19 protein-coding genes are annotated in these 20,785 nt (G+C 39.0%); 6 read left to right on the plus strand and 13 right to left on the minus strand.

The window, feature by feature from the left end:
* Nucleotides 1-184 precede the first annotated feature (184 nt).
* Genes BUC12_RS07510 through BUC12_RS07520 form a run of 3 tightly spaced genes read left to right on the plus strand, consistent with a single transcriptional unit; the run spans nt 185 to nt 2,827 of the window.
* A complete protein-coding gene (locus tag BUC12_RS07510; RefSeq protein WP_062184040.1) occupies nt 185-1,045 on the plus strand; it encodes a hypothetical protein in 861 nt (286 codons plus the stop codon).
* 38 nt (nt 1,046-1,083) lie between these two features.
* Nucleotides 1,084-1,962: a hypothetical protein gene (locus BUC12_RS07515; RefSeq protein WP_139262026.1), complete on the plus strand. Its 879-nt coding sequence runs from the start codon at nt 1,084-1,086 to the stop codon at nt 1,960-1,962.
* A 13-nt stretch (nt 1,963-1,975) separates the two neighbouring features.
* Entirely contained in the window at nt 1,976-2,827 is an 852-nt protein-coding gene (locus tag BUC12_RS07520; protein ID WP_062184046.1) for a hypothetical protein, read from the plus strand.
* Between the two features lie 42 nt (nt 2,828-2,869).
* Here the strand turns inward: BUC12_RS07520 and BUC12_RS07525 are convergent, their stop codons facing one another.
* From BUC12_RS07525 to BUC12_RS07550, 6 genes are all read right to left on the minus strand, one after another.
* Nucleotides 2,870-3,178, minus strand: coding sequence for a chaperone modulator CbpM (locus tag BUC12_RS07525; RefSeq protein ID WP_062184049.1), 309 nt, complete (start codon nt 3,176-3,178; stop codon nt 2,870-2,872).
* Between the two features lie 7 nt (nt 3,179-3,185).
* Nucleotides 3,186-4,103, minus strand: coding sequence for a DnaJ C-terminal domain-containing protein (locus BUC12_RS07530; RefSeq protein WP_062184052.1), 918 nt, complete (start codon nt 4,101-4,103; stop codon nt 3,186-3,188).
* Between the two features lie 74 nt (nt 4,104-4,177).
* Nucleotides 4,178-6,547 (minus strand): penicillin-binding protein 1C, encoded by a 2,370-nt coding sequence (gene pbpC, locus BUC12_RS07535; protein ID WP_062184173.1) that lies wholly within the window; start codon nt 6,545-6,547, stop codon nt 4,178-4,180.
* Between the two features lie 71 nt (nt 6,548-6,618).
* Nucleotides 6,619-7,137: a gamma carbonic anhydrase family protein gene (locus BUC12_RS07540; RefSeq protein ID WP_062184054.1), complete on the minus strand. Its 519-nt coding sequence runs from the start codon at nt 7,135-7,137 to the stop codon at nt 6,619-6,621.
* A gap of 35 nt (nt 7,138-7,172) precedes the next feature.
* The gene (locus tag BUC12_RS07545) at nt 7,173-8,957 is read right to left on the minus strand and encodes an aminopeptidase P family protein (protein ID WP_062184176.1); all 1,785 of its coding nucleotides are present in this window, start codon (nt 8,955-8,957) and stop codon (nt 7,173-7,175) included.
* Between the two features lie 100 nt (nt 8,958-9,057).
* Nucleotides 9,058-9,408 carry a bactofilin family protein gene (locus BUC12_RS07550; protein ID WP_062184056.1) on the minus strand — a complete coding sequence of 117 codons (351 nt, stop codon included), beginning with the start codon at nt 9,406-9,408 and terminating at the stop codon, nt 9,058-9,060.
* 93 nt (nt 9,409-9,501) lie between these two features.
* On the opposite strand from BUC12_RS07550, the gene folB reads away from it, so the two are divergent.
* Nucleotides 9,502-9,864: a dihydroneopterin aldolase gene (gene folB, locus BUC12_RS07555; RefSeq protein ID WP_062184058.1), complete on the plus strand. Its 363-nt coding sequence runs from the start codon at nt 9,502-9,504 to the stop codon at nt 9,862-9,864.
* Nucleotides 9,865-9,958: 94 nt separating this feature from the next.
* Complete coding sequence (locus BUC12_RS07560) at nt 9,959-10,489, plus strand: RNA methyltransferase (RefSeq protein ID WP_062184060.1); 531 nt, start codon at nt 9,959-9,961, stop codon at nt 10,487-10,489.
* A gap of 27 nt (nt 10,490-10,516) precedes the next feature.
* Here the strand turns inward: BUC12_RS07560 and BUC12_RS07565 are convergent, their stop codons facing one another.
* The 7 genes from BUC12_RS07565 to BUC12_RS07595 all read right to left on the minus strand — a co-directional run bounded on the left by BUC12_RS07565 (nt 10,517) and on the right by BUC12_RS07595 (nt 18,489).
* Nucleotides 10,517-11,401, minus strand: coding sequence for an XAC2610-related protein (locus BUC12_RS07565; protein ID WP_201780497.1), 885 nt, complete (start codon nt 11,399-11,401; stop codon nt 10,517-10,519).
* Nucleotides 11,402-11,432: 31 nt separating this feature from the next.
* Entirely contained in the window at nt 11,433-12,668 is a 1,236-nt protein-coding gene (locus BUC12_RS07570; protein ID WP_062184066.1) for a 3-deoxy-D-manno-octulosonic acid transferase, read from the minus strand.
* A 2-nt stretch (nt 12,669-12,670) separates the two neighbouring features.
* A complete protein-coding gene (gene gltX / locus BUC12_RS07575; protein WP_062184067.1) occupies nt 12,671-14,194 on the minus strand; it encodes a glutamate--tRNA ligase in 1,524 nt (507 codons plus the stop codon).
* 128 nt (nt 14,195-14,322) lie between these two features.
* Nucleotides 14,323-15,513, minus strand: coding sequence for a C1 family peptidase (locus tag BUC12_RS07580; protein WP_062184070.1), 1,191 nt, complete (start codon nt 15,511-15,513; stop codon nt 14,323-14,325).
* Between the two features lie 108 nt (nt 15,514-15,621).
* Nucleotides 15,622-16,719 carry a glycosyltransferase family protein gene (locus tag BUC12_RS07585; protein WP_062184073.1) on the minus strand — a complete coding sequence of 366 codons (1,098 nt, stop codon included), beginning with the start codon at nt 16,717-16,719 and terminating at the stop codon, nt 15,622-15,624.
* Nucleotides 16,720-16,746: 27 nt separating this feature from the next.
* Nucleotides 16,747-17,886, minus strand: coding sequence for an endonuclease/exonuclease/phosphatase family protein (locus tag BUC12_RS07590; RefSeq protein ID WP_062184076.1), 1,140 nt, complete (start codon nt 17,884-17,886; stop codon nt 16,747-16,749).
* Nucleotides 17,887-18,036: 150 nt separating this feature from the next.
* Complete coding sequence (locus BUC12_RS07595) at nt 18,037-18,489, minus strand: hypothetical protein (RefSeq protein WP_062184080.1); 453 nt, start codon at nt 18,487-18,489, stop codon at nt 18,037-18,039.
* 450 nt (nt 18,490-18,939) lie between these two features.
* Between BUC12_RS07595 and BUC12_RS07600 the strand changes: the two genes are divergently transcribed.
* Complete coding sequence (locus tag BUC12_RS07600; RefSeq protein WP_062184082.1) at nt 18,940-20,757, plus strand: DUF349 domain-containing protein; 1,818 nt, start codon at nt 18,940-18,942, stop codon at nt 20,755-20,757.
* Nucleotides 20,758-20,785 lie beyond the last annotated feature (28 nt).

Consider the following 20,785-nt stretch of genomic DNA (forward strand, 5'->3'; position numbering starts at 1 on the left):
TCATTGTTGTTTTGTTGTCGTTCGAATTCAAAGCCTTATTACAACTTACCCTTATGCCATATTTCATACGTAGCAGAATACAATATATGCACTTTGTATTCTCTATTTACATCATGCAGACACTTCACTAATATAAAAACAACCAACTGGTCTAAGACCCTAAAAACAACAACTCAAAACAATAATGAAAAAAAAGATTCTTTTACTGATGGGTATATTCGCTTTCGGAATAACCTTTGCTCAAATTGGTATTCATACGGAAAACCCATTAGGAGTATTCCATGTTGACGCCGGACGGGATAATTCGGCTACACCTACCACTACCCAATTATTAAACGATGTGGTTGCGAAAGTCAGCTCGACAGGCAGTATCAACCTCGGTATAGGCGGAGTACCCTCCGATAATACTCAACTTGACTTACTTGCTCCGAATAAAGGACTGTTATTTAACAAAGTGGCTTTGACATCGCTTACCGATATCATAACTGTTCCCAATCCTGAGAAAGGTACGGTCATATACAATACGGCATATAATAACAATATGAACGAGGGTTATTATTATTTTAATGGAAGCAGTTGGCATATAATGCGGTCGAGTAAGATGGGGACAACACGGCTCAATCTGCTTTCGAATGGTGCTTCAACATCTGTTACAACGGCAACAGTTAGTGCCGGAGGATACGGTGGTACACGGCTATCCTTTACTTCAGGCGGCTCTATTACAATCAGCAATACAGGGAGATATGTGTTTATGGTCAACTTGTATGGCAGTTCTGCCGGAGGAGGAGTACCCGGCTTATACTATTTATTTCTTGTTAAAAAAGGAAGCCCTTCAACCCTATTAGATGGAATGACCATGACTCCGTTTTTAGAACCCACTTTTTCTCAACCGGGTTGTCTGGCCGGTACCTTCGAAGAGGGAGATGAAGCCGAAATATATCTGGCACATAACTCTGCTAATGCAGTACCATGGACCCTTATTGCAAATACCAGTATTCCGAGTGTGATAGCCGCAACTTCCATGTTCTACTGGAAATTATATTGATCTTTCAATTTCCCTGAATAATAATTACTTATAACAACATGAAAAAAAATTTATTATATATATTTTGCCTCGCTCTATCGTCGATGGTATATGCCCAGGTAGGGATCAGGAGCCTGAATCCTATCGGTGCATTCCATATAGACGGGTTAGGGAATACTCCTGCAAGCCCAATAACATCTGAGTTAACTGACGATATTATTATCCAAAATGACGGTGCAGGAGGTGTAGGAGTTGGAATCGGTAAGATACCAAGTACTAATGCACAACTCGATTTACAATCGAGCACCAAAGGATTCACTTTAAATAAAGTAGCACTCAGCAGCCCTACTGATATTACTACTGTGCCAACGCCCCGTTCAGGAATGTTAGTGTATAACACCAATACCAATACCTCGGCATCCATATCGGAAGGGGTCTTTTTTCATAATAATAGCCAATGGTTAAGGGTAGATACTAACACTTCCCTACCCGAACTAACGTTATCAACATTGCTGAATAATACCCCTACTACTACAATTTCTTCAACAAGTACACACGTTGGCACAGCATTACTCAAATTTAAGTCCGCTGACGGTGCAATCAAAGTTCCGTCTACATCTGCTTATGCTTTTTGTATTCGCCTATATGGTAGTGTACCGGCTTTTACTATTCCAGTTGGAAGGGACAACCCTGTATACCACTACTATATATACCTTGTTAAAAAAAGCGATCTGACAATTCTGGATAGTGCCGAATTAGATTTGAGTGTATTTAGTACAAAAGAAATGGCTTATATGGTAACCCTTGGAGCTTCGTTGCAAGCGAACGACGAAGTTTATATTTATCTGGGCAACGCTAAGGATCATCCAGTGTGGACTTTATATGGAGGAAGTACCACTTCTGCCAACTTAACAAGCTTAATATATTGGAAAATATAAATAATCAAGAAAAATGAAAAATCTATTGATATTATCCGTGCTTTTTTTCTTAGTGCTTAATTCTTATTCTCAGGTTGGAATTAATACAAGCAACCCGAGAGGGGTATTTCATATAGACGGAAACGGAGACAATGCCTCCACCCCGACCGTCGCGCAGTTAAAAAATGATCTGATAGCTCAGGTTGATGCTAATGGAGAGATGTATGTCAATATGGGTTCCGAAGGGCATACATCCAGCCAATTTGGGCTCTATGATACCAATAAAGCATTAGGGCTTAATCGAGTTGCGTTAACTTCAACAACAGATATAACAACTGTACCTTCTCCCGGAAAAGGACTTTTCGTCTACGATACTAATACCAATTATATGCATTATTACTCGGGATATATGTGGTTACGTATAGAGGATACTCCTTATGAAAACACTTCAGTACGCACTAATAATTTATTAGAGCGTGCCTATAGTCTTCCTCATACTCCGACTGGGATAGCAGAAGGTACTCTATTGAAATTTACCTCAACAGGAACGATTACTATCGACGAAAAAGGCTCTTACGGTTTTTCCATTCGTTTATATGGAGGACCCGGAACATTTACACCAACACCTGCTAATAAAACATATTATGTGTACATGACTAAAGCGGGTTCGACAAGTATCCTTGATTGTATTCAGATAGATCTTTACGTATATACGGGACGCCCAATATCCTATACTGCTACATTTTATGCTGATTTGGAAGCGAATGATGAAGTATGTTTCTACTGGGCACATGATCAAGCTACAACAACAACATGTTATCTTGTACATTCCACTGAAGGAGCCATTAACTCAAATAGGGCAAGTATGCTTTACTGGAAATTCTAAAAAAGAAAGACTGCTGATTTATTTGAATCAGCAGTCTTTCTTCTATTCTATATCTTCCCATAAGTCATCCTTATGTCCGAACAATTTTCGTAAGCTATATAGTTCCTTTTCCAAACCGTTTATGCGCTGCAATAAGTTATGTATAACATCTATACCCTCTATATTAATCGAGAGATCGTAATACATATTAGCAAACCTATCTAAATCGGCTAATTGAGACTCATGTATATACATCGTCTCCTCAACAACCTTAATGTCGATAAGCCCTTCCCTTGCAAGTAAAGAGACGAAAGACGATTCGATACGCGAGTTCCTGCAATATTCTTCTATAATAATTAGTCCTGTTTCCATAGCCGTATTATTTAGATTCTGCCAATTTTTTAAATAATGCTTTTTGTTCGTCAGTCAACCCTATCGGCACTTGCACCGAATAGGTTACATACAGGTCCCCGAAGCGACCATCTTGTTTATATACAGGGAAACCTTTGCCTTTGAGGCGGACTTTGGTGCCATTCTGGGTTTCGGGTTTTACTTTCAGTTTTACTTTTCCCGATAATGTGTCAATCATTGTATTTCCTCCCAAAACCGCTGTATATAAATCCAGAGGAGCATTCAGATATAAATCATCCCCTACCCTGTTAAATACAGAATCATTTTCTATTACAAATGTAATATACAAATCTCCATCGGGTCCTCCATTGGCTCCCGGTCCTCCTTGCTTGGGAAGCTTAATTACTTGCCCGTCTGCTATTCCGGCAGGTACAGTTATACGGATAGTTTTCCCGTTAACGGTTAAAGTTTGTTTGTGCGTTTGCGCTGCATCCCGTAATGTCAAATGTAACTCGGCGCCGAAATCCTGACCTTTGAATCCCCGGCTACGCCCTCCGGTTCTCTGTCCTCCCCGACTTCCGAACAATGACTCAAAAAAATCGGAGAATTCGCCATCATCACCTCCGGAGAAGCTATACGAATACCCTCCGCCACCATCGCCAAATCCGGCAAAGCCTCCATGCTGCGATTGTTGCTGACGGGCTTTCTCGTATTCTTCGGCATGCTTCCAGTTTTCTCCGTACTCGTCGTATTTTTTTCTTTTTTCGGGATCACTAAGAACCTCATTTGCTTCATTTATCTGTTGAAACTTCTGATGAGCTTCTTCGTTGTTGGGATTTACATCCGGATGATATTTCCGGGCTAGTTTTCTGTAAGCCTTCTTTATATCATCAGCAGTAGCTGTTTTTGTCAGCCCAAGCACACTATAATAATCAATAAAAGCCATATGTTTATGTTTTTCTATTTAACGTTTTTATAACCTGTTTGTTTAGGCATTTCAGCCATAAAGTCGAGAACAAGCTATTTTACTATAAAGCGGATCGATACCGAATTTCCGGCTTCATCCACCACCGTCAACCTATGATTGCCTTTGAGTGGAGATAATTCTTTCTTATGAAAATTTTGTGTTTCTCCGATATAATCTTCATCCAAATGCCAGAACACTTTAGATTGCGGGTTACGATGTGCCAATTCAAATATTATCCGCCCTTGGGTTCCGTCCAACTGTTTGGGAATACTTACTACGGCATTATTCACCGGATAAATAAACTCCATTACTTTTGTATTATCGTCTGCCTGACATTCGGGTGAAAATGGCGGCAATGAACGGTAAGAAGGATGATGCTCTTTATAAAACCACTCCCACGATGCAGGCAACACAAACCACGATGTTTGTACTATCCCTCTGCCTCCGGCACAATCCTCGTAAACCCTATACTTAAAATCTTCCGATACATTTACCTTTATGTGGTATGAACAAACCGGAGCTTCCAATGCTTTCTTCGTTACCCACAATGTGTCTTTCGAAGATTCAGGGCAATTAACTCCTGTCAAAAATCCACTTTCCCTGCAAACTTCCGTTTTAACCAAATCGCGAATAGGAGCAGTAAACCATTTAGAGGACGGTAGTGCGTTGAAAATATCGAACATTACCATTCCGGCAGTACGAGCTCCTGTCAATCCGGGGCGACCTTCCCCATCCGAATTACCAACCCATACTCCTACCGTATACTTAGGATTGACACCTACAGCCCATCCATCACGAAACCCGAAACTGGTTCCGGTTTTCCATGCGATCTTCTGGATTGAAGGGATAGAACGCCAGTCTATCTCTTCCGGACGATTCAGATTTGTAAGCGCATCCAGAGTCAACCAGATAGCTCCAGCTTTGAATAAAGGGTCGGTAATATGTTCTTCAGTTTTGTCATTGTCTTCGTCATATATATATGAAACCGGCTTGCGTTTCCAATAACTTTGTTCTCTGTTATAATCGTTCAAAGATTGTGCCATATGCGCATACATCTGGCTTATATCCCAAAGTTTACCTTCTGCCCCTCCCAATATAAGCGAAAGCCCGTAATTATCGGGCGAACGTGACAGTGTTGTCATCCCTGCATCTCTCAACAGGTTGTAAAATTTAGTAACCCCATATTTACGGAGAGATGTCACAAAAGGAATATTAAGTGAACGGGCTAAAGCCTCGGATGCCGGAACAGCTCCATCGTAATTCAAACTGAAATTTTTAGGTGTAAATCCGTTTATATTAATAGGAATATCTGCTAATAACTGATTGGGAAGTAACTGTCCGTTATCCATCATTGCACAATAAAGGAACGGTTTGAGGATACTCCCTGTACTTCGGGGCGATTGTAAGATATCAACCTGATTGGCCGATATTGATTTATCGAAATGCACATTGCCACAATAAGCAATCACCTCATTCTTTTCTACATCTATAACAATGGCTGCTATATTTTTAATTTCGTTTTGTGCAAACTCGGCATTCCATCTCGATAAAATATTCTCAATGAGTAATTGCCGCTGCTTATCTATTGTGGTACGTATTTGCTTTCCTCCTTGTTCTTTATAGATTTTGGTAACCAAGTGAGGCGCTATCTGTGGTAAGGCGTAAGGTTCGAAGGGAAGTGGTTCTGCCAGAGCCAACTCATAATCGGTTTTATCCAGTATTTCCCTTTCGTATAATTTTTTCAGGAGGTTGTTACGCTTACTCAATAGCTTCGACCTGTTCCGTCCGAAGTGCATCATAGCCGGCGAATTGGGTAAAACAGCCAATGTTGCAGCCTCAGCCCACGACAAAGTTGAAGACTGATGCCCGAAATATCTCCATGATGCAGCTTCTATACCTACTACATTACCTCCCATTGGTGCATGTGAAGCATATAGGTTGATAATCTCATCTTTCGAATACGAAAATTCGAGGCGGGTGGCCATAATCATCTCAAGGAATTTTTCTCCGAACGTTCGGTTTTCTTTCCTTGCCAGACGGATCGTTTGCATAGTAATAGTACTGGCTCCACTAACAATTCTTTTCTCCGAAAAATTCTGTTTAACCGCCCTAAGTATAGATCCTGGATTAATTCCCCAATGATACCTGAAATACTGGTCTTCGAACTCAATCAGGCATGTTTTATATTTTTCCGGAACTGAATCTACTGTCGGAAAACGCCACTGCTGATCGTCGGCAATACGTGCTCCGAGTAGCTCCTCGTGCCGATCGGATACCACAGTGCTATATGGCACATCGAACAAAGGTGAAGGCAAGCAAAAGATATACCAGATACTAAGTATCAGCATAACAGGGATACTAATCCGGTATTTCAGTTTAGCTGTCCTGTATCGGTCTATCCATTTTAAGAAAAATCGCTTCATCCGATATATCGTAAAGTAAAAACGAAGCCTAAAAATCAGCTTCGTCTTTAAAATATCTATTGTATTTTTTCTTACTCCTCTTTGAACCATCCCGAATACATCAGGTAATTCTTGGCTATTTTCTGATTCATTTCTTTTGCCTGTTCGGGATCTACTTTCTTCACAAATTTAGCTGGTACTCCCGCATAAATACTTCCCGGCTCTACTATAGTACCACTTAGAATTACCGATCCGGCAGCAACAATAGAGCCTTCGCCTATAACGGCATGATCTAGAACAATCGCTCCCATACCGATCAAAGCTCCACTTTCGATTTTCGCTCCGTGTATTACCACATTGTGACCGATGGAAACATCATCGCCTATTTCGACTGTCGACTTTTGATATAAAGTATGCAAAACGCTTCCGTCCTGAATATTAACCCGATTGCCTATGCGGATCGAATTAACATCACCACGCAGTACGGCGTTAAACCATACACTGCAATCGTCTCCCATAATAACATCGCCTATAATAGTAGCGTTATCTGCAAGAAATGCATTTTTTCCTATTTGTGGTGTAAAGCCTCTAACTTCTTTTATTAAAGCCATCTTGTTTTTATATGATATCTAAAATATGAGTATTCTTAAATCGCTTTTGTCTTTTCTTTCAACCAAGCCTTTTCCTCTTCTGTAAGGCTAGGCGAAAGACGGTCAAATACAAATTGATGATAGTTATTAAACCAACTTATTTCTTTGTTTGTCAACATTTCCTTTATAATAGGGGCTGTATCTATCGGACAAAGGGTCAGTGTTTCGAAAGAATAAAACGCACCAAATTCTGTCACGCATTCTTCTTTTGCCAGTATAAGGTTTTCGATACGGATTCCGTATTGATTTGCCCTATATAATCCCGGCTCGTTAGATGTAACCATACCTGGTTGTAATGTTGTCGGATTTTCATTCATCCGTATATTTTGGGGTCCTTCGTGCACATTCAGAAAATGTCCGATACCATGTCCTGTTCCATGCAGATAATTCAAACCATTATCCCACAATGTTTTTCGGGCTAAGATATCTAACTGGCTACCACGTGTTCCCTGAGGAAAAATAGCCGTAGCCAAATTAATGTGCCCTTTCAGTACCATTGTGTAGTCTTTCTTCATCTGTTCGCTAATAGTGCCTACAGCTACAGTACGGGTAATATCAGTAGTTCCGTCAAAAAACTGAGCTCCCGAATCAATAAGTAATAAACCTTCCGGTTTTACTTTTAACGAACTTTCGGGTGTTACGTGATAATGCACTATAGCTCCGTTAGGCATATAACCTGCAATAGTATCAAAACTTTCACCAACAAACAAGTCTTGCTGGCTCCGGTATTCTACAAGTTTTTCGACAATAGTAAGCTCTTCTACTTCGCCTGCGGGGACAGCTTTCTCAAGCCACATGAAAAATTTCACTAATGCTACTCCATCACGTTCCATAGCATTACGGAAGCCTTGTTTTTCGGTCTCATTCTTAACGCTCTTCATCAAATCGACAGGAGACGGAATGTCTATAATACGACATGATTTGGGTATTCTATTATAGAGGCTGAAAGATATTTTAGTACTCTGTAAACAGATTTTCGAATCTTCTGTTATATTCGACACATAATCCTCAACCTTGGTATAGTCTGCAATAGCAACTCCCTCTTGTTGAAAATGTTGTACGGTTTCCTGAGTTAATTTCTTCGGATCAATAAAAATTACAGCTTCGTTATTCGAAACATATGCATGGCATACTGCAACAGGATTACAATGCACATCGTTTCCGCGTATGTTGTAAAGCCATGCAATAGTATCCAGTGATGATATAAGAATAGAGTCAGCCCCCTCTTTTTTTAAGAACTGACGGACTTCTTTTATTTTATCCGAAGCCGAAACTCCGCTGTATTTTGTAGGTAGTTCGAATATTGTGTTTGTCGGTATTTGCGGCCTATCCTTCCAGATCTGTGTAAATGGATCATAATCGGCAATCAGATGAAGTCCTTTGCTATTCAATCGTGCAGTCAACTGATAAGCATCATGTGCAGCATATACATTGCCATCGATACCAACATTATTCCCTTCTGATAATTCGCTTAACAGCCATTCTTCAATTGTTGGAGTTGTGGGTAAACCTTCTCTAAAAAGATCTATACCCGAATTGTTTAGCTGTTGTGCTGCCTGAAGAAAGTATCGCGAGTCTGTCCAAAGTCCGGCTTTATCTCTTGTTACTACTATCGTTCCGGCAGAACCTGTAAATCCGCTTATCCATTCGCGCGAAGCCCAATGAGATGCAGGATATTCACTCAAATGCGGGTCGGTACTCGGAATAATAAATGCATGTAAATCTTTCTCCTCTAAAAATTGTCTCAACGAGGACAATCGACGATGTATAACGTTTGCCATAACAGAAATTTTAAATAACAGCAAGTATGGATAACTCATTACAAAAACACTTCCGCTTTGTAAACACTACTTGCCTATACAATAAAAAGGCCTGCGACCTTTAATTTTTCATTCTACAAGAACCTGAGAATCTGGCTCCCGGCTCTATCTCTATAGTTTGGGTTGTAATATCTCCTATAAGGTTTGCCGTAGCTCTCAGTACAATAGTATCTTCACACACAACATTTCCCGAAACTTTACCGAGAAGATCGAGGTTGGTACACTCTACATCACCCGATACATGGCCGTTATTACCTATTATGATTTTTCCTTTACTTATTATATTGCCTTCTATAACGCCATCTATACGAATGTCATCCTGAGTAACAAGATTTCCGGTTAAAACTGTTCCGGCTGAGAGAACGTTATGCATGCCACTAGGGGTAGGCACGACTTCCTTACGATTCAACATATATCAATTTTCTAAATGAGGTTATTAAGAATAACAAATGTAAAAAAAAAACTTAGCTTTGCACCTCTATTCTATCATTAATATATTCGAAGTATGGAAACTTACATATTACTCGAAAACCTGAGATTATACGCTTATCACGGGGTAGGAATACAGGAGACCCGTGTCGGAAACCATTTTTTGATCAATCTGAAAATCAAAATAGACATTGCAAAAGCCGTTCAATCAGACTGTTTAGAGGACACAATCAGCTATGCAACCGTTTTTGAGATAGTAAAAAAGGAAATGGAAATACCATCTAAATTATTAGAGCATGTGGCCGGACGTATCATTTTGGCTTTAAGAAAGGAATTTCCCGCAATCGAGACTATCGAGTTGAAATTATCGAAAAACAATCCTCCGATGGGGGCAGATCTAGATTCTGCAAGTGTACTATTGATAGATGAAAGGAAGTAAGGTCTCAGACCTTTTTATTGACTTTGTAAGCATAACAACAAGAGGCTACTATCCTTTGTTAATGTAACATTAAATACTTACAGTTACTTAAAAAATGAAGAAACTAAAAATAACAGAACTGAACCGTATCTCTGCAGAAAAGTTCAAAGAAAGCCCTAAAATACCTTTAATAGTTATACTGGATAATATACGCAGTTTGAATAATATAGGGTCGGTATTCAGGACTTCAGATGCATTCCTTGTAGAATCGGTCTATCTCTGTGGAATAAGTGCCACCCCACCCCATGCCGAAATTCATAAAACCGCACTAGGCGCAGAATACTCTGTGGATTGGAAGTATTTTGACGACACCGTACAAGCTGTGAAAAGCCTTCAGACTGGAGGGTGTCATGTATTTGCCATTGAACAAGTCCGGAATAGTGTCATGTTGGATGAATTAAAGCTCGATCCTTCCGGAAAGTATGCTATAGTTATGGGAAACGAAGTAAAGGGTGTACAGCAATCAGTTGTAGATGCATGTAACGGATGTATCGAAATACCTCAATTCGGAACAAAGCATTCGCTAAATGTGTCTGTAACGGCAGGAATAGTTATCTGGGATTTTTTCAAACAACTACATACATAATACTTGTCCGGTTAAAGAGTTGAAGATTTAATCACAATTAACCTCTATAAAATCTTCCACGTCTTCATTATATTCGACACAGGTCTTTTTTACTAAAACCATTTGATTGTTTACCAATTTGTATTCAGCATTCATATGGTTTCGACCGGCACAACACTGATTATGTTCATAAATTCTCTTCTTTTCGTGATCAAAGTCTAACGAAACACCTCCGATATCACTTAAAAAGTATTCTCCTGTTTTAGGATCGAAGAGAAAATATAATCTGGAGGTATTAGGTCCGGCATAACTTGCCTCAAATACCGAAAAATCTGCTACGCCATCAAAATTGTAATCATCTACTTCAAGACAGTTAATCCCCATAAGCTGGCATTCAAGCTCTATATATTGAAGTAATTTATCGGTTCTCTTTTCAAATATTTTCAGCCCCGATACGTGTGCATAGAAATCGTCTTTTTGCTTCGATATTATTATTTTAAAATATTTATCATATAAAGAAACAGATTGTAGTAATTCCTTTGATTCCCATTCGAGTTCTTCTCCATAGCCGATATCAAAGCTCTTGGTCAATTGAATATTCAATTCATTTCCCGTTTGGGTATCCTTCCATGTTCCGGATAATACAGCACTACCTTCGCTATAATCTTCGAAAGTCAATGTTGCCCGTACTCTCCCTTCTTTATCCTTTTCTTTTAGAATTAGTTCTTCTGACTCCGTATCAAATCTGCCGTCAGCAATGATTGGTTCGTCATATTTGTCATAAGCATAAAAGGCATTTACGACCCCATCCGAATAGGGATACATAACCACTTGTATGGGATACTTATGAATAAAACCGGAATAACTTATCTGAGAAAAAAGTGAACAAGTAGTAAAGACAGTTACCAATAACAATAAAAAAAACTTTTTCATTATCATTATATATATCGGGAGAGGCAAAGACCTAGTCAAATTTAACGATCTTCATCACGCGGTCAACCACTCCGGCATTACGTTCGACATACTCGCCGGCATGGTTACCAGCAGCTTCCAACACTTTAGGATATTCGAGAAATTCATCCATAAGGCTTTCAAAGGTCTCAGCATCGTGGATAGAGTATCCTCCTCCTGTTTCCAATAATTGGTTAGCTTCTCTGAATTTTTTAAAGTTAGGTCCGAATATAACCGGAATGTTATAGACTGCCGCTTCGAGTACATTATGAATACCGACCCCGAAACCTCCACCGACATAGGCCATTGAGCCGTACCGATAAAGTGATGATAACAGACCAAATGTATCTACGATAAGGCAATCGAACTGCTGTACATTTTCCGGTGTAGCTTTGGTATATCTGACAGAAGGGCGCTTCAGTATACTTTCGATATAGCTGAGATGAGCCTCGTGTATTTCGTGAGGAGCTATTATTAGCTTAAGGTTAGGATTATTATTTAAATACTCAACAAAGATATCTTCATCTTTAGGCCATGAACTACCCGCAACGAGGGTCAATTGCCTGTTTCCGTCTTTATCTTTAGAAAAAGCTTCACCTATAGGCAGATATTTTGCTTTGGATTTGATATCAAGCACCCTGTCAAATCGGGTGTCTCCGCATACTTCTACATTGTTAACACCAATACCGGCAAGTAATTCTTTCGAGTTATCATCCTGAACACAGATACACTCGTAGAATGACAATATTTTCCCGTATGCTTTTCCATACCATCTGAAAAATATCTGGTTCGGGCGAAATATGGCCGAAATCATATATGTCGGTATATTCCTCTTATGTAACTGATTTATATAATTGTACCAAAATTCGTACTTTATAAATACTGCTATAGCCGGATTCGCCAGATTCAAAAACCGCTTTACATTGCTTTTTCTGTCGAAAGGCAGATAACAAACTATATCCGCTAAATCATAATCTTTACGAACTTCATATCCGGAAGGAGAAAAGAAAGTCAATAGAATTTTATATTCCGGATGATCAGCCTTTATTCTTTCCAGTATCGGCCGGCCTTGTTCAAACTCTCCTAATGATGCAGCATGCAGCCAAATGTATTTGGCATTAGAATCTATTTTATCCTTTAGTTTATGGTATACCTCTCTATGTCCTTTGACCATCAGGCGCGCTTTGCGATGGAATGGCGATATCAGATTGACAATAAGCGCGTAAAGACCTATTACAAAATTATACATGCTTATGCTTTATATTCTATGGTTGAAACGGCTGTCTTCAATCGGCTCAAAGTCTCCTCTTTTCCTATTGTAGCTGTGATATCGAACATATGCGGACCTTTCGACTCGCCTACTATTGCCAGACGAAAAGCATTCATAATATTACCTAGATGATAACCTTTATCTTCAATCCATTTTTTCACGATGGTCTCCTGATTCTCTGATGAGAAATCAGATATACCTGACAACACCTCACCCAATTCTGTTAATTGAGCCGGAGTTTCTTCTTTCCAGCGCTTTTTGACAGTCTTTTCGTCATATGCGGATGGGGCAACAAAGAAAAATGATGATTGCCCCCAAAGCTCCGGTAATAAACTCACGCGTTCTTTGACCAAGCCTACTACTTTTTCTACATAGTCCGGTTGAGAATGAATACCTTCCTGCAGAAGATATTTTTCAAAATAACGGGCTATTACTTCATTAGACGCTGACTGTATATACTGATGGTTGAACCACTTTCCTTTCTCGAAATCGAATTTAGCCCCGCTTCTACTACACTTTTCAATATTAAAAACCTTTATCAGTTCGTCGATAGACATTAATTCCTGATCATTTCCGGGATTCCACCCGAGTAAAGCCAGAAAGTTGACTACTGCTTCGGGCAAGTAACCGCTTTCTCTATATCCTGACGATATTTCGCCGGACTTGGGATCTTTCCATTCCAGTGGAAATACAGGAAAACCAAGACGGTCGCCGTCACGTTTACTCAATTTACCTTTGCCATCCGGTTTCAACAGCAATGACAGATGTGAAAACTGAGGCATAGTATCGGCCCAACCGAAAGCTCTGTATAATAAAACATGTAAAGGTGCGGAGGGTAACCACTCTTCGCCTCTGATTACATGTGTGATCTCCATTAAATGATCGTCGACAATATTCGCCAAATGATAGGTAGGTAGCTTATCGGCTGATTTGTACAGCACTTTATCATCGAGTTCCGATGAGTTAATAACGACCTTCCCTCTGATCAGGTCATTTACCGCAACATCCTCATTGGGCTCTATCTTAAAGCGGACTACATAATTCGTTCCGTTGGCAATAAGAGATTGTACTTCATCGTTCGATAATGTAAGGGAATTGCGCATCTGATTTCTGGTAGACGCATCGTACTGAAAGTTTTCAACTTCCTGTCTTTTCTGTTCCAATTCCTCCGGTGTATCAAATGCAATATAAGCTGCGCCTTTTTCGAGTAGCTGATCTACGTATTTCCTATAGATATCTTTTCTATCCGACTGGCGGTATGGCCCATATGCACCTCCGACATGAGTTCCTTCGTCGAAGTTTAACCCCAGCCATGTTAAAGCCTCTATTATATATTCTTCGGCACCGGGAACAAATCGTTGTGAATCGGTATCTTCGATACGGAGTATAAAATCTCCGCCATGTTGTTTTGCAAAAAGATAGTTGTACAGTGCAGTTCTCACACCCCCTATATGTAAGGGACCGGTAGGACTGGGAGCAAAGCGTACTCTGACTTTGGGGCTCATATGTGAAAGATTTAAAAAAATGCTTACAAAGCTATATAAAAAAACTCAGAAACAGATATATTAATACCGAAATGTGTGTGATAGCCACACATCCCGGTATTTTAATCCTTGTCTAATAAACTGCGATTTTACAGTTTCAGTTTATTTGCAATATCTTTAGGCAAAGCATCTTTATTTATAACAAAACTTATGGTCTTATATTTCACAAAAGTCTCGGACACGTACCAGATGCCCTTGTATTTTCCGGTTTCGCCCCATGAGTTTTTCACCATGTAATATTTAGTTCCGTTTTGGTCTTTTGCAATTCCATAGATTTGCATTCCATGATCATCAGTCGTTTCCTGATTATCGAATCCGGCCTGACGTATCTCCTGAGTAACTGTTATTTCTTTAACAGGCCCCTCTTCTATTTTCTTTCTCATAGACGATACTTTCTCTGTTGCAGAAAGCCCCAGCCAGTGTGCCTGATCAGATCCTATATTTTCCGGCGCATTATCATCCGGATATACACCAATGCCATTACGGGTAAATCCTGTTTCACTCACATCTGTAGCCCATGCTATAGTATATCCTTTTTCGATAGCATTATCCATAATCTGAATCATTTCATCCATAGGCACATTATAGGACAGTGCCCATCGCCAGTTGTCAGGAACTTCTACTGCGAAAGGCGCGTAAAAAGGATGATGGGTAAATGATGAAAGAGAAATATAATTATTACTGTCCAAACCTAATTCTTTAGCCAGGCTTTGTGGTGTATAGCTCTTTCCGTTATATGTAAACGATTCGGGCTTCTCTCCGAGATATGCATCCAGAATCCCTTTAAATCCGGCAAACCAAGCTGTCGAGAATTTCTTATTTCCTTTTTTATGAATACCTTCCAGATAACCGGTAAGCCCATCTGCCATTTCGCCATGCTTATGACCTGTTTCGCCATAATTTGTTCCCGGCATTACACTGTTAGGCACAACACCATATTCGTTGATGGTTTCTATAACATCGGCAAACGAACCTCCCTGTGAAAAATTAAGGGCACCATCCAGACGGATATACTTCTGGGCTTTGTCTTCGTAGTTACGGCGAACTATGTACATCTCAGACAAATCGTGTTCACCTTTTCCTGCTTTCAGTAATTCCGATTCGAGGAAACCTACTCCTGAAAAACTCCAGCAAGTACCACTGCTTCCCTGATTTTTAATAGATGTGATCGGATTTTCTTTTACCACCGAAAATTGATAACCTGCCTGTTCTGCTTCTGTTTGAGCAGATAGCGAAAATGCAGCCACCCAAGCGACTGACGCAATAAATAATTTCTTCATAAGATCTGTTTTATGAAGCAAAGTTAACCAAAAAGCGAAATATAGGATTACAGAAAGGTATTAAATGTTCGAAAATCGGATAGATTAACTAAATAATGATAGTTTTCTTTACTTATTCCAGAAATCAAGATATTGGCGGGAGATCATAAAGGAGTCGTGATGTTTTTCAACAAACTTCCTGCTGGCAGCCGATTGTTCCGGTAACCTTTCTTTTTGGAGGACAATCTTTTCCAGTTTATCAAAGATATCCTGTTCATCCGGATGTACATTGACTATCGGCATATTTAGGGATTCACCCAACAATGTATACATTTCGGGTTCGGCACCGCTAACAGCAACCAGCCCTTGTGCCATTGCTGTCAAAGCATTCATTCCGGGAGTATAAGAATATACCTGATCTAACAAAACATCCGATTGGGCCATTAACTTCAAATACTCTTTGTTAGGAACATTTTCTGCTTTATTGATCAAAACTTCCCTCGGATACTTACGATGAATTTCTTTCAGGCATTTCATCAGTAAATCCGTCCCTTTCAATTGATGCCGATCGGACTGTATACCTATAAAAAAGCGGATTTTGTCGTCTACCACACTCTTCTCTATAAATGTGAGTTCTTGTGTGTTTACGGGCTCGGAGATATATGTGAGTTTTCCGTCGAACAAAGGTTTGTAAGCTGCATAATACTCATACAAACAAGCTATAATTCCATCACATGTATCGGCGATATATTCATTTAGCTGCCTTTTCTCTTTGCTTTGCCATTCTTTGGCAAGCTGTACTGCTATCTCGATATTGTTCGGTTCATTACCAATAAAATAATCAGAATACCGGAATGTCTTACGATCGAAACAAGCGCTTACCCAATAATAATCAGTGCCGAATGCTCCTAAAAACACTTTTCCGTTATTCCGTTTCAGATACTTATATAACCATAGGTTACGGTCGGCTTTCATATCAATAAATAAAGGGTTCTTTATCTGTACAATATCATATCCCTTCAGTTTATCTAAATTCCGGAATAAATGCCATATATATCGCAACGAATCCTTAAAGCTATATCCATTACGGGTTAAGTCCAGATCGCGGTTATTTTCCATCCATTTACTACCGTCAGAAGCAACTGTTACATCATGCCCCGATTGCCGCAAAGCTTGTGCCAGCGTCCAGTGCATGTTACTACATTCTCCTAATAGAAGTATTTTCATCCCGATGATGTGTTTATGTGAAAGTTTTTACTTGAAACTAATCCACGACCAGATAGGGTAATGGTCGGAATACTTAACAGTACCTACCGTACAATTATAAGCCTGTAGATTAAGGCTATGCATAATATAATCGATCCGGAAATAGAATCCGTCTTCGTGGTATGTAATCCCGATACCCGATCCGGTGTATTTATAGGCATCCAGAAAGTTGCCCTTTATTTTTTGATAAGCATACGAAATAGGAGGCTCATTAAAATCGCCACAGACAATCATGGCATCAGTCTTTCCTCTTTGTAGCCGTATACAGTCTGCAATAATATTAGCTTGAAGAGCACGGGTTTTAAATGCAGGATCAAGATGGCTACGGATATTTTCGGTTACGGCACCTAACCTATCTCTTCTCTGATCTACAACCAGCTCTTTATAGAGTTCTTTATCCTCAGCAGTCAGCCTGTTGGATTCCAAGTGATTATTCACTATAGTTATATACTTCTTTCCTATCTTTATCTCATACATAGCCGATCCGTTAAAAGCACTCTCTATTGGAATCCGGGCAACTCTTTCGATCGGATATTTTGAATAACAGGCAAGACCATACATCGTAGAACTGATCGTATCTCCCAACCGGATAATGGTACGGTAAGGATAATCTACCATGACATCATCAAATTCAGCCAGGGATATAATCTTTTCCATATCCTTTTTAGTGTCTACGGCAAATTCCTGCATACAAATAATATCAGCACCACTATGTACTATATATGGCAGAATCGGGTTTTCCCGGGCTTCTTCCCCGGTTAACCAATTAAAACCACGCACATTATAAGACATTATCTTAAATGCTTTTTCGGGAACGTCTTCAACCCGCGAATTTGTCGGTATGTATGTATCTATTGATTGCCAGCAAAACAGGAATACCACAATTTGCAGGATAGCAAATTTCCACTTAAGAAAAATGCACCATAATAACAGGTAACAAAAATTGATAAGCAACAAGATAGGAAATCCCATGCCCAGATAGGATACCAGTACATAGTCGAAGGGAGAAACCGAAGTAGCATAAGTAGATAATATAAGCAGCAGCATAAACAGAATATTAGAAGCTAATACTGTATATTTTACCCCCCTACCGACATGTATCGCTAAATGCTTTCGACTTAGTTTCATACAACTCCAAAACCTTAATTTCTCTAATTAACAACAAAGATACAATGTAAGGTTCAATGCGTCTTCGTCCTTTAAGACTCTTTAATAAATTAAATAACCGGAAGAACTGTATAAAAGCTTTCCGGTTGCATATCGAATAGTCTTCGATTCTTAATCATTTTTATAAGGGATGTTCTTCGATTCGCAGAGTTCAACAACTTTACTTTTTATCGATTTCAGGTCATTGTACTTCAAACCACTGATATCTACGGTATAGATTTTACCATCCGTTTCTGACATTTTCAGGTAACTGATGCCAAACGCAACTTCTTTAATATTGATCCATTCCGAAAGATATGCTGCTTTTTGTTCCGGCATCTTTACATAGATTGACTCTGAATTTAGCTTTAAAACAGGCTTCGATGCCCAGATTGTTACATTCAGAACGAGAACTATCCCTAAGACTATAGCCAGTAACCCGGCATAAAAATCAAATAAAAATACGTTGGAGATTGCCTGCTTTACACATATATATAGCCCAAATAAGGCAATATAACCTCCAACTATCAGAAGTAAAGTCTTTTGTGCTTTCGAATCATTATAATTTATTATTATTTCATTCATAACTTTATGTTTTTAATTAAGTCCTCAATCCTAATCTATTCTTTTGGTAAGTACAACAACAAACAGTTATAGTTCAGAAAAGTATTATTAAATATTTATTACCGCTTAGATTTAATCACAAAGATAATATATCAAGCGGTTTTTTGATTTGAAACGCATCAAAAAATAAACCAATGTATAATATGAAACCCAAAACGGACAAACATATGACAAAAGTGTATTTTTTTACACTAAATAACCGGATTAAATACAAAAAAGAAAAAGATAAATAGCCGGAATACGAAAAAAAATTTATTAATTTGTGTTATTAGAATTTAAAGAAACGATCTGTATTTTTGGATATTGATATTTTATTATAAGAACAACCTGTTTTTATTTCCGAAAATTATATACAAATAATAGGAATTGTTTCTTCAACGAAGTGGAATACCGAACCTAATTTACTCTATTATGAACGAGAATCTTGATCCTGCATTAAACTCTGAGGAAGAGGCAAATGTAATTGCCAGCACAGAGCAAGCAGAAACTACTAATGATCTTCAAACGCCGGACTACCAGTCTTTGACTAAAGAAGATATTATAACTAAACTCCAAGAACTATCAAAACACGAGCATGTGCCTCCCAGAAACGAAACTGAGGGTTTAAAGCATGCATTTTACAAACTTAAATCTAGCGAAAACGAGAATCTCAAGAATCTGTTCATAGCGGATGGAGGCGAATCCGACTCCTTTATTGCCCCATTGGATCCACTGGAAGAAGAATTGAAAACACTCCTGAACCAGATCAAAGAAAAGAGAGCTCTGGCATTGGCCGAAGAGGAAAAAGAGAAGGAAGAAAATCTCGCTAAAAAGTACCGGATTATAGATTCTCTGAAGAATCTGACTGAAAGTACCGACGATTTTAATAAATTATATAAAGAGTTCAAGGATCTGCAACAGCAGTGGAACGAAATAAGGCAAGTTCCGGCAGCGAAAATAAATGAACTGTGGAAATCATATCAAACATATTCCGAAAAATTTTATGATCTGATCAAGATCAATAACGAATTCAGGGATTATGATTTCAAAAAGAACCTTGACCTAAAAACTGCCATTTGTGAGGCTGTTGAGAAATTGCAAGACGAACCGGATGTTGTTTCGGCATTTCACCAGCTACAAAATTTCCATCAGCAATGGAGAGAAATAGGCCCGGTTGCCAAGGAATTGCGCGAGCAAATTTGGGAGCGCTTTAAGACCGCTTCTACTGAGATCAACAAAAAACACCAGGCTCATTTCGAACTACTTAAAGGTCAGGAAGAAAACAATCTGGCTGAGAAAACTGCAATTTGCGAAACGCTGAAAACAATAGATTACTCTACTCTCAACTCATTTAAAACATGGGACGAAAAGAGTAGAGAGGTTATCGACCTGCAAGCCAAGTGGAAAACCATTGGCTTTGTTCCCCGTAAATTCAACAACCAGATATTTGAAGAATACAGGGCTTTATGCGACACATTCTTCGAAAAGAAAGCAGAATTCTTCAAACACCAGAAAGATGAAATGGATGCTAACCTTGAAAAGAAACGGGCTTTATGTGAAAAAGCTGAATCTTTGAAAGATAGCACTGACTGGAAGAAAACGGCTGATGAACTTATTGCGATACAGAAAACATGGAAAACCATCGGGCCTGTACCCCGAAAATATTCGGACGTTATTTGGAAACAATTCGTATCGGCTTGTGACTATTTCTTCGAACAAAAGAATAAGAACTCATCGTCTCAAAAAGAAGAAGAAACCACTAATCTTGAGCTGAAAAAAGCCATTATCGAAAAAGTTAAGAATCTGGAGCAAGCAGGTTCTTCGGACGAGATGTCAACTCTTCGTGAATACATGAATGAATGGCATGCAGTTGGTTTTGTTCCATTCAAAGAAAAAGACAAGATTTACAAAGAATACCAAGCTGCATTAGATGTTCAGTTCGACCGTTTAAAGATGGGCAAGTCCGAAAGACGCTTCCAGTCTTTCAAGTCAAACCTTGATGATATTACCAAATCGGATAAACCTAAAGGTCGCCTATATAAAGAACGTGAGAAACTGATGTATCAGTTCAATAAAGTTAAATCCGATTTACAGACATACGAAAATAATATGGGATTTTTATCTGTATCGAAAGGCTCCGGAGGCTTACTTAAAGATATGGAACATAAAATTCAAGATTTAAAGAATGAACTTGACTTAATTGTTCAAAAAATAGATACAATCGATAATAGTTTAAACGAGATCGATTAAGCCTGTTTTTCAACAGTATATAAGGGGT

The sequence above is a fragment of the Indolivaga macrotermitis genome, assembly GCF_900128985.1.
In the GTDB taxonomy this organism is placed as follows: Bacteria; Bacteroidota; Bacteroidia; order Bacteroidales; family Dysgonomonadaceae; genus Dysgonomonas_A; species Dysgonomonas_A macrotermitis.

What these genes read in the sequence shown, in the direction of transcription:
- BUC12_RS07510 (WP_062184040.1), top strand. Translation starts at nt 185, where the DNA reads ATGAAAAAAAAGATTCTTTTACTGATGGGTATATTCGCTTTCGGAATA.
- BUC12_RS07515 (WP_139262026.1), top strand. Translation starts at nt 1,084, where the DNA reads ATGAAAAAAAATTTATTATATATATTTTGCCTCGCTCTATCGTCGATG.
- BUC12_RS07520 (WP_062184046.1), top strand. Translation starts at nt 1,976, where the DNA reads ATGAAAAATCTATTGATATTATCCGTGCTTTTTTTCTTAGTGCTTAAT.
- BUC12_RS07525 (WP_062184049.1), bottom strand. Translation starts at nt 3,178, where the DNA reads ATGGAAACAGGACTAATTATTATAGAAGAATATTGCAGGAACTCGCGT.
- BUC12_RS07530 (WP_062184052.1), bottom strand. Translation starts at nt 4,103, where the DNA reads ATGGCTTTTATTGATTATTATAGTGTGCTTGGGCTGACAAAAACAGCT.
- pbpC (WP_062184173.1), bottom strand. Translation starts at nt 6,547, where the DNA reads ATGAAGCGATTTTTCTTAAAATGGATAGACCGATACAGGACAGCTAAA.
- BUC12_RS07540 (WP_062184054.1), bottom strand. Translation starts at nt 7,137, where the DNA reads ATGGCTTTAATAAAAGAAGTTAGAGGCTTTACACCACAAATAGGAAAA.
- BUC12_RS07545 (WP_062184176.1), bottom strand. Translation starts at nt 8,957, where the DNA reads ATGGCAAACGTTATACATCGTCGATTGTCCTCGTTGAGACAATTTTTA.
- BUC12_RS07550 (WP_062184056.1), bottom strand. Translation starts at nt 9,408, where the DNA reads ATGTTGAATCGTAAGGAAGTCGTGCCTACCCCTAGTGGCATGCATAAC.
- folB (WP_062184058.1), top strand. Translation starts at nt 9,502, where the DNA reads ATGGAAACTTACATATTACTCGAAAACCTGAGATTATACGCTTATCAC.
- BUC12_RS07560 (WP_062184060.1), top strand. Translation starts at nt 9,959, where the DNA reads ATGAAGAAACTAAAAATAACAGAACTGAACCGTATCTCTGCAGAAAAG.
- BUC12_RS07565 (WP_201780497.1), bottom strand. Translation starts at nt 11,401, where the DNA reads ATGAAAAAGTTTTTTTTATTGTTATTGGTAACTGTCTTTACTACTTGT.
- BUC12_RS07570 (WP_062184066.1), bottom strand. Translation starts at nt 12,668, where the DNA reads ATGTATAATTTTGTAATAGGTCTTTACGCGCTTATTGTCAATCTGATA.
- gltX (WP_062184067.1), bottom strand. Translation starts at nt 14,194, where the DNA reads ATGAGCCCCAAAGTCAGAGTACGCTTTGCTCCCAGTCCTACCGGTCCC.
- BUC12_RS07580 (WP_062184070.1), bottom strand. Translation starts at nt 15,513, where the DNA reads ATGAAGAAATTATTTATTGCGTCAGTCGCTTGGGTGGCTGCATTTTCG.
- BUC12_RS07585 (WP_062184073.1), bottom strand. Translation starts at nt 16,719, where the DNA reads ATGAAAATACTTCTATTAGGAGAATGTAGTAACATGCACTGGACGCTG.
- BUC12_RS07590 (WP_062184076.1), bottom strand. Translation starts at nt 17,886, where the DNA reads ATGAAACTAAGTCGAAAGCATTTAGCGATACATGTCGGTAGGGGGGTA.
- BUC12_RS07595 (WP_062184080.1), bottom strand. Translation starts at nt 18,489, where the DNA reads ATGAATGAAATAATAATAAATTATAATGATTCGAAAGCACAAAAGACT.
- BUC12_RS07600 (WP_062184082.1), top strand. Translation starts at nt 18,940, where the DNA reads ATGAACGAGAATCTTGATCCTGCATTAAACTCTGAGGAAGAGGCAAAT.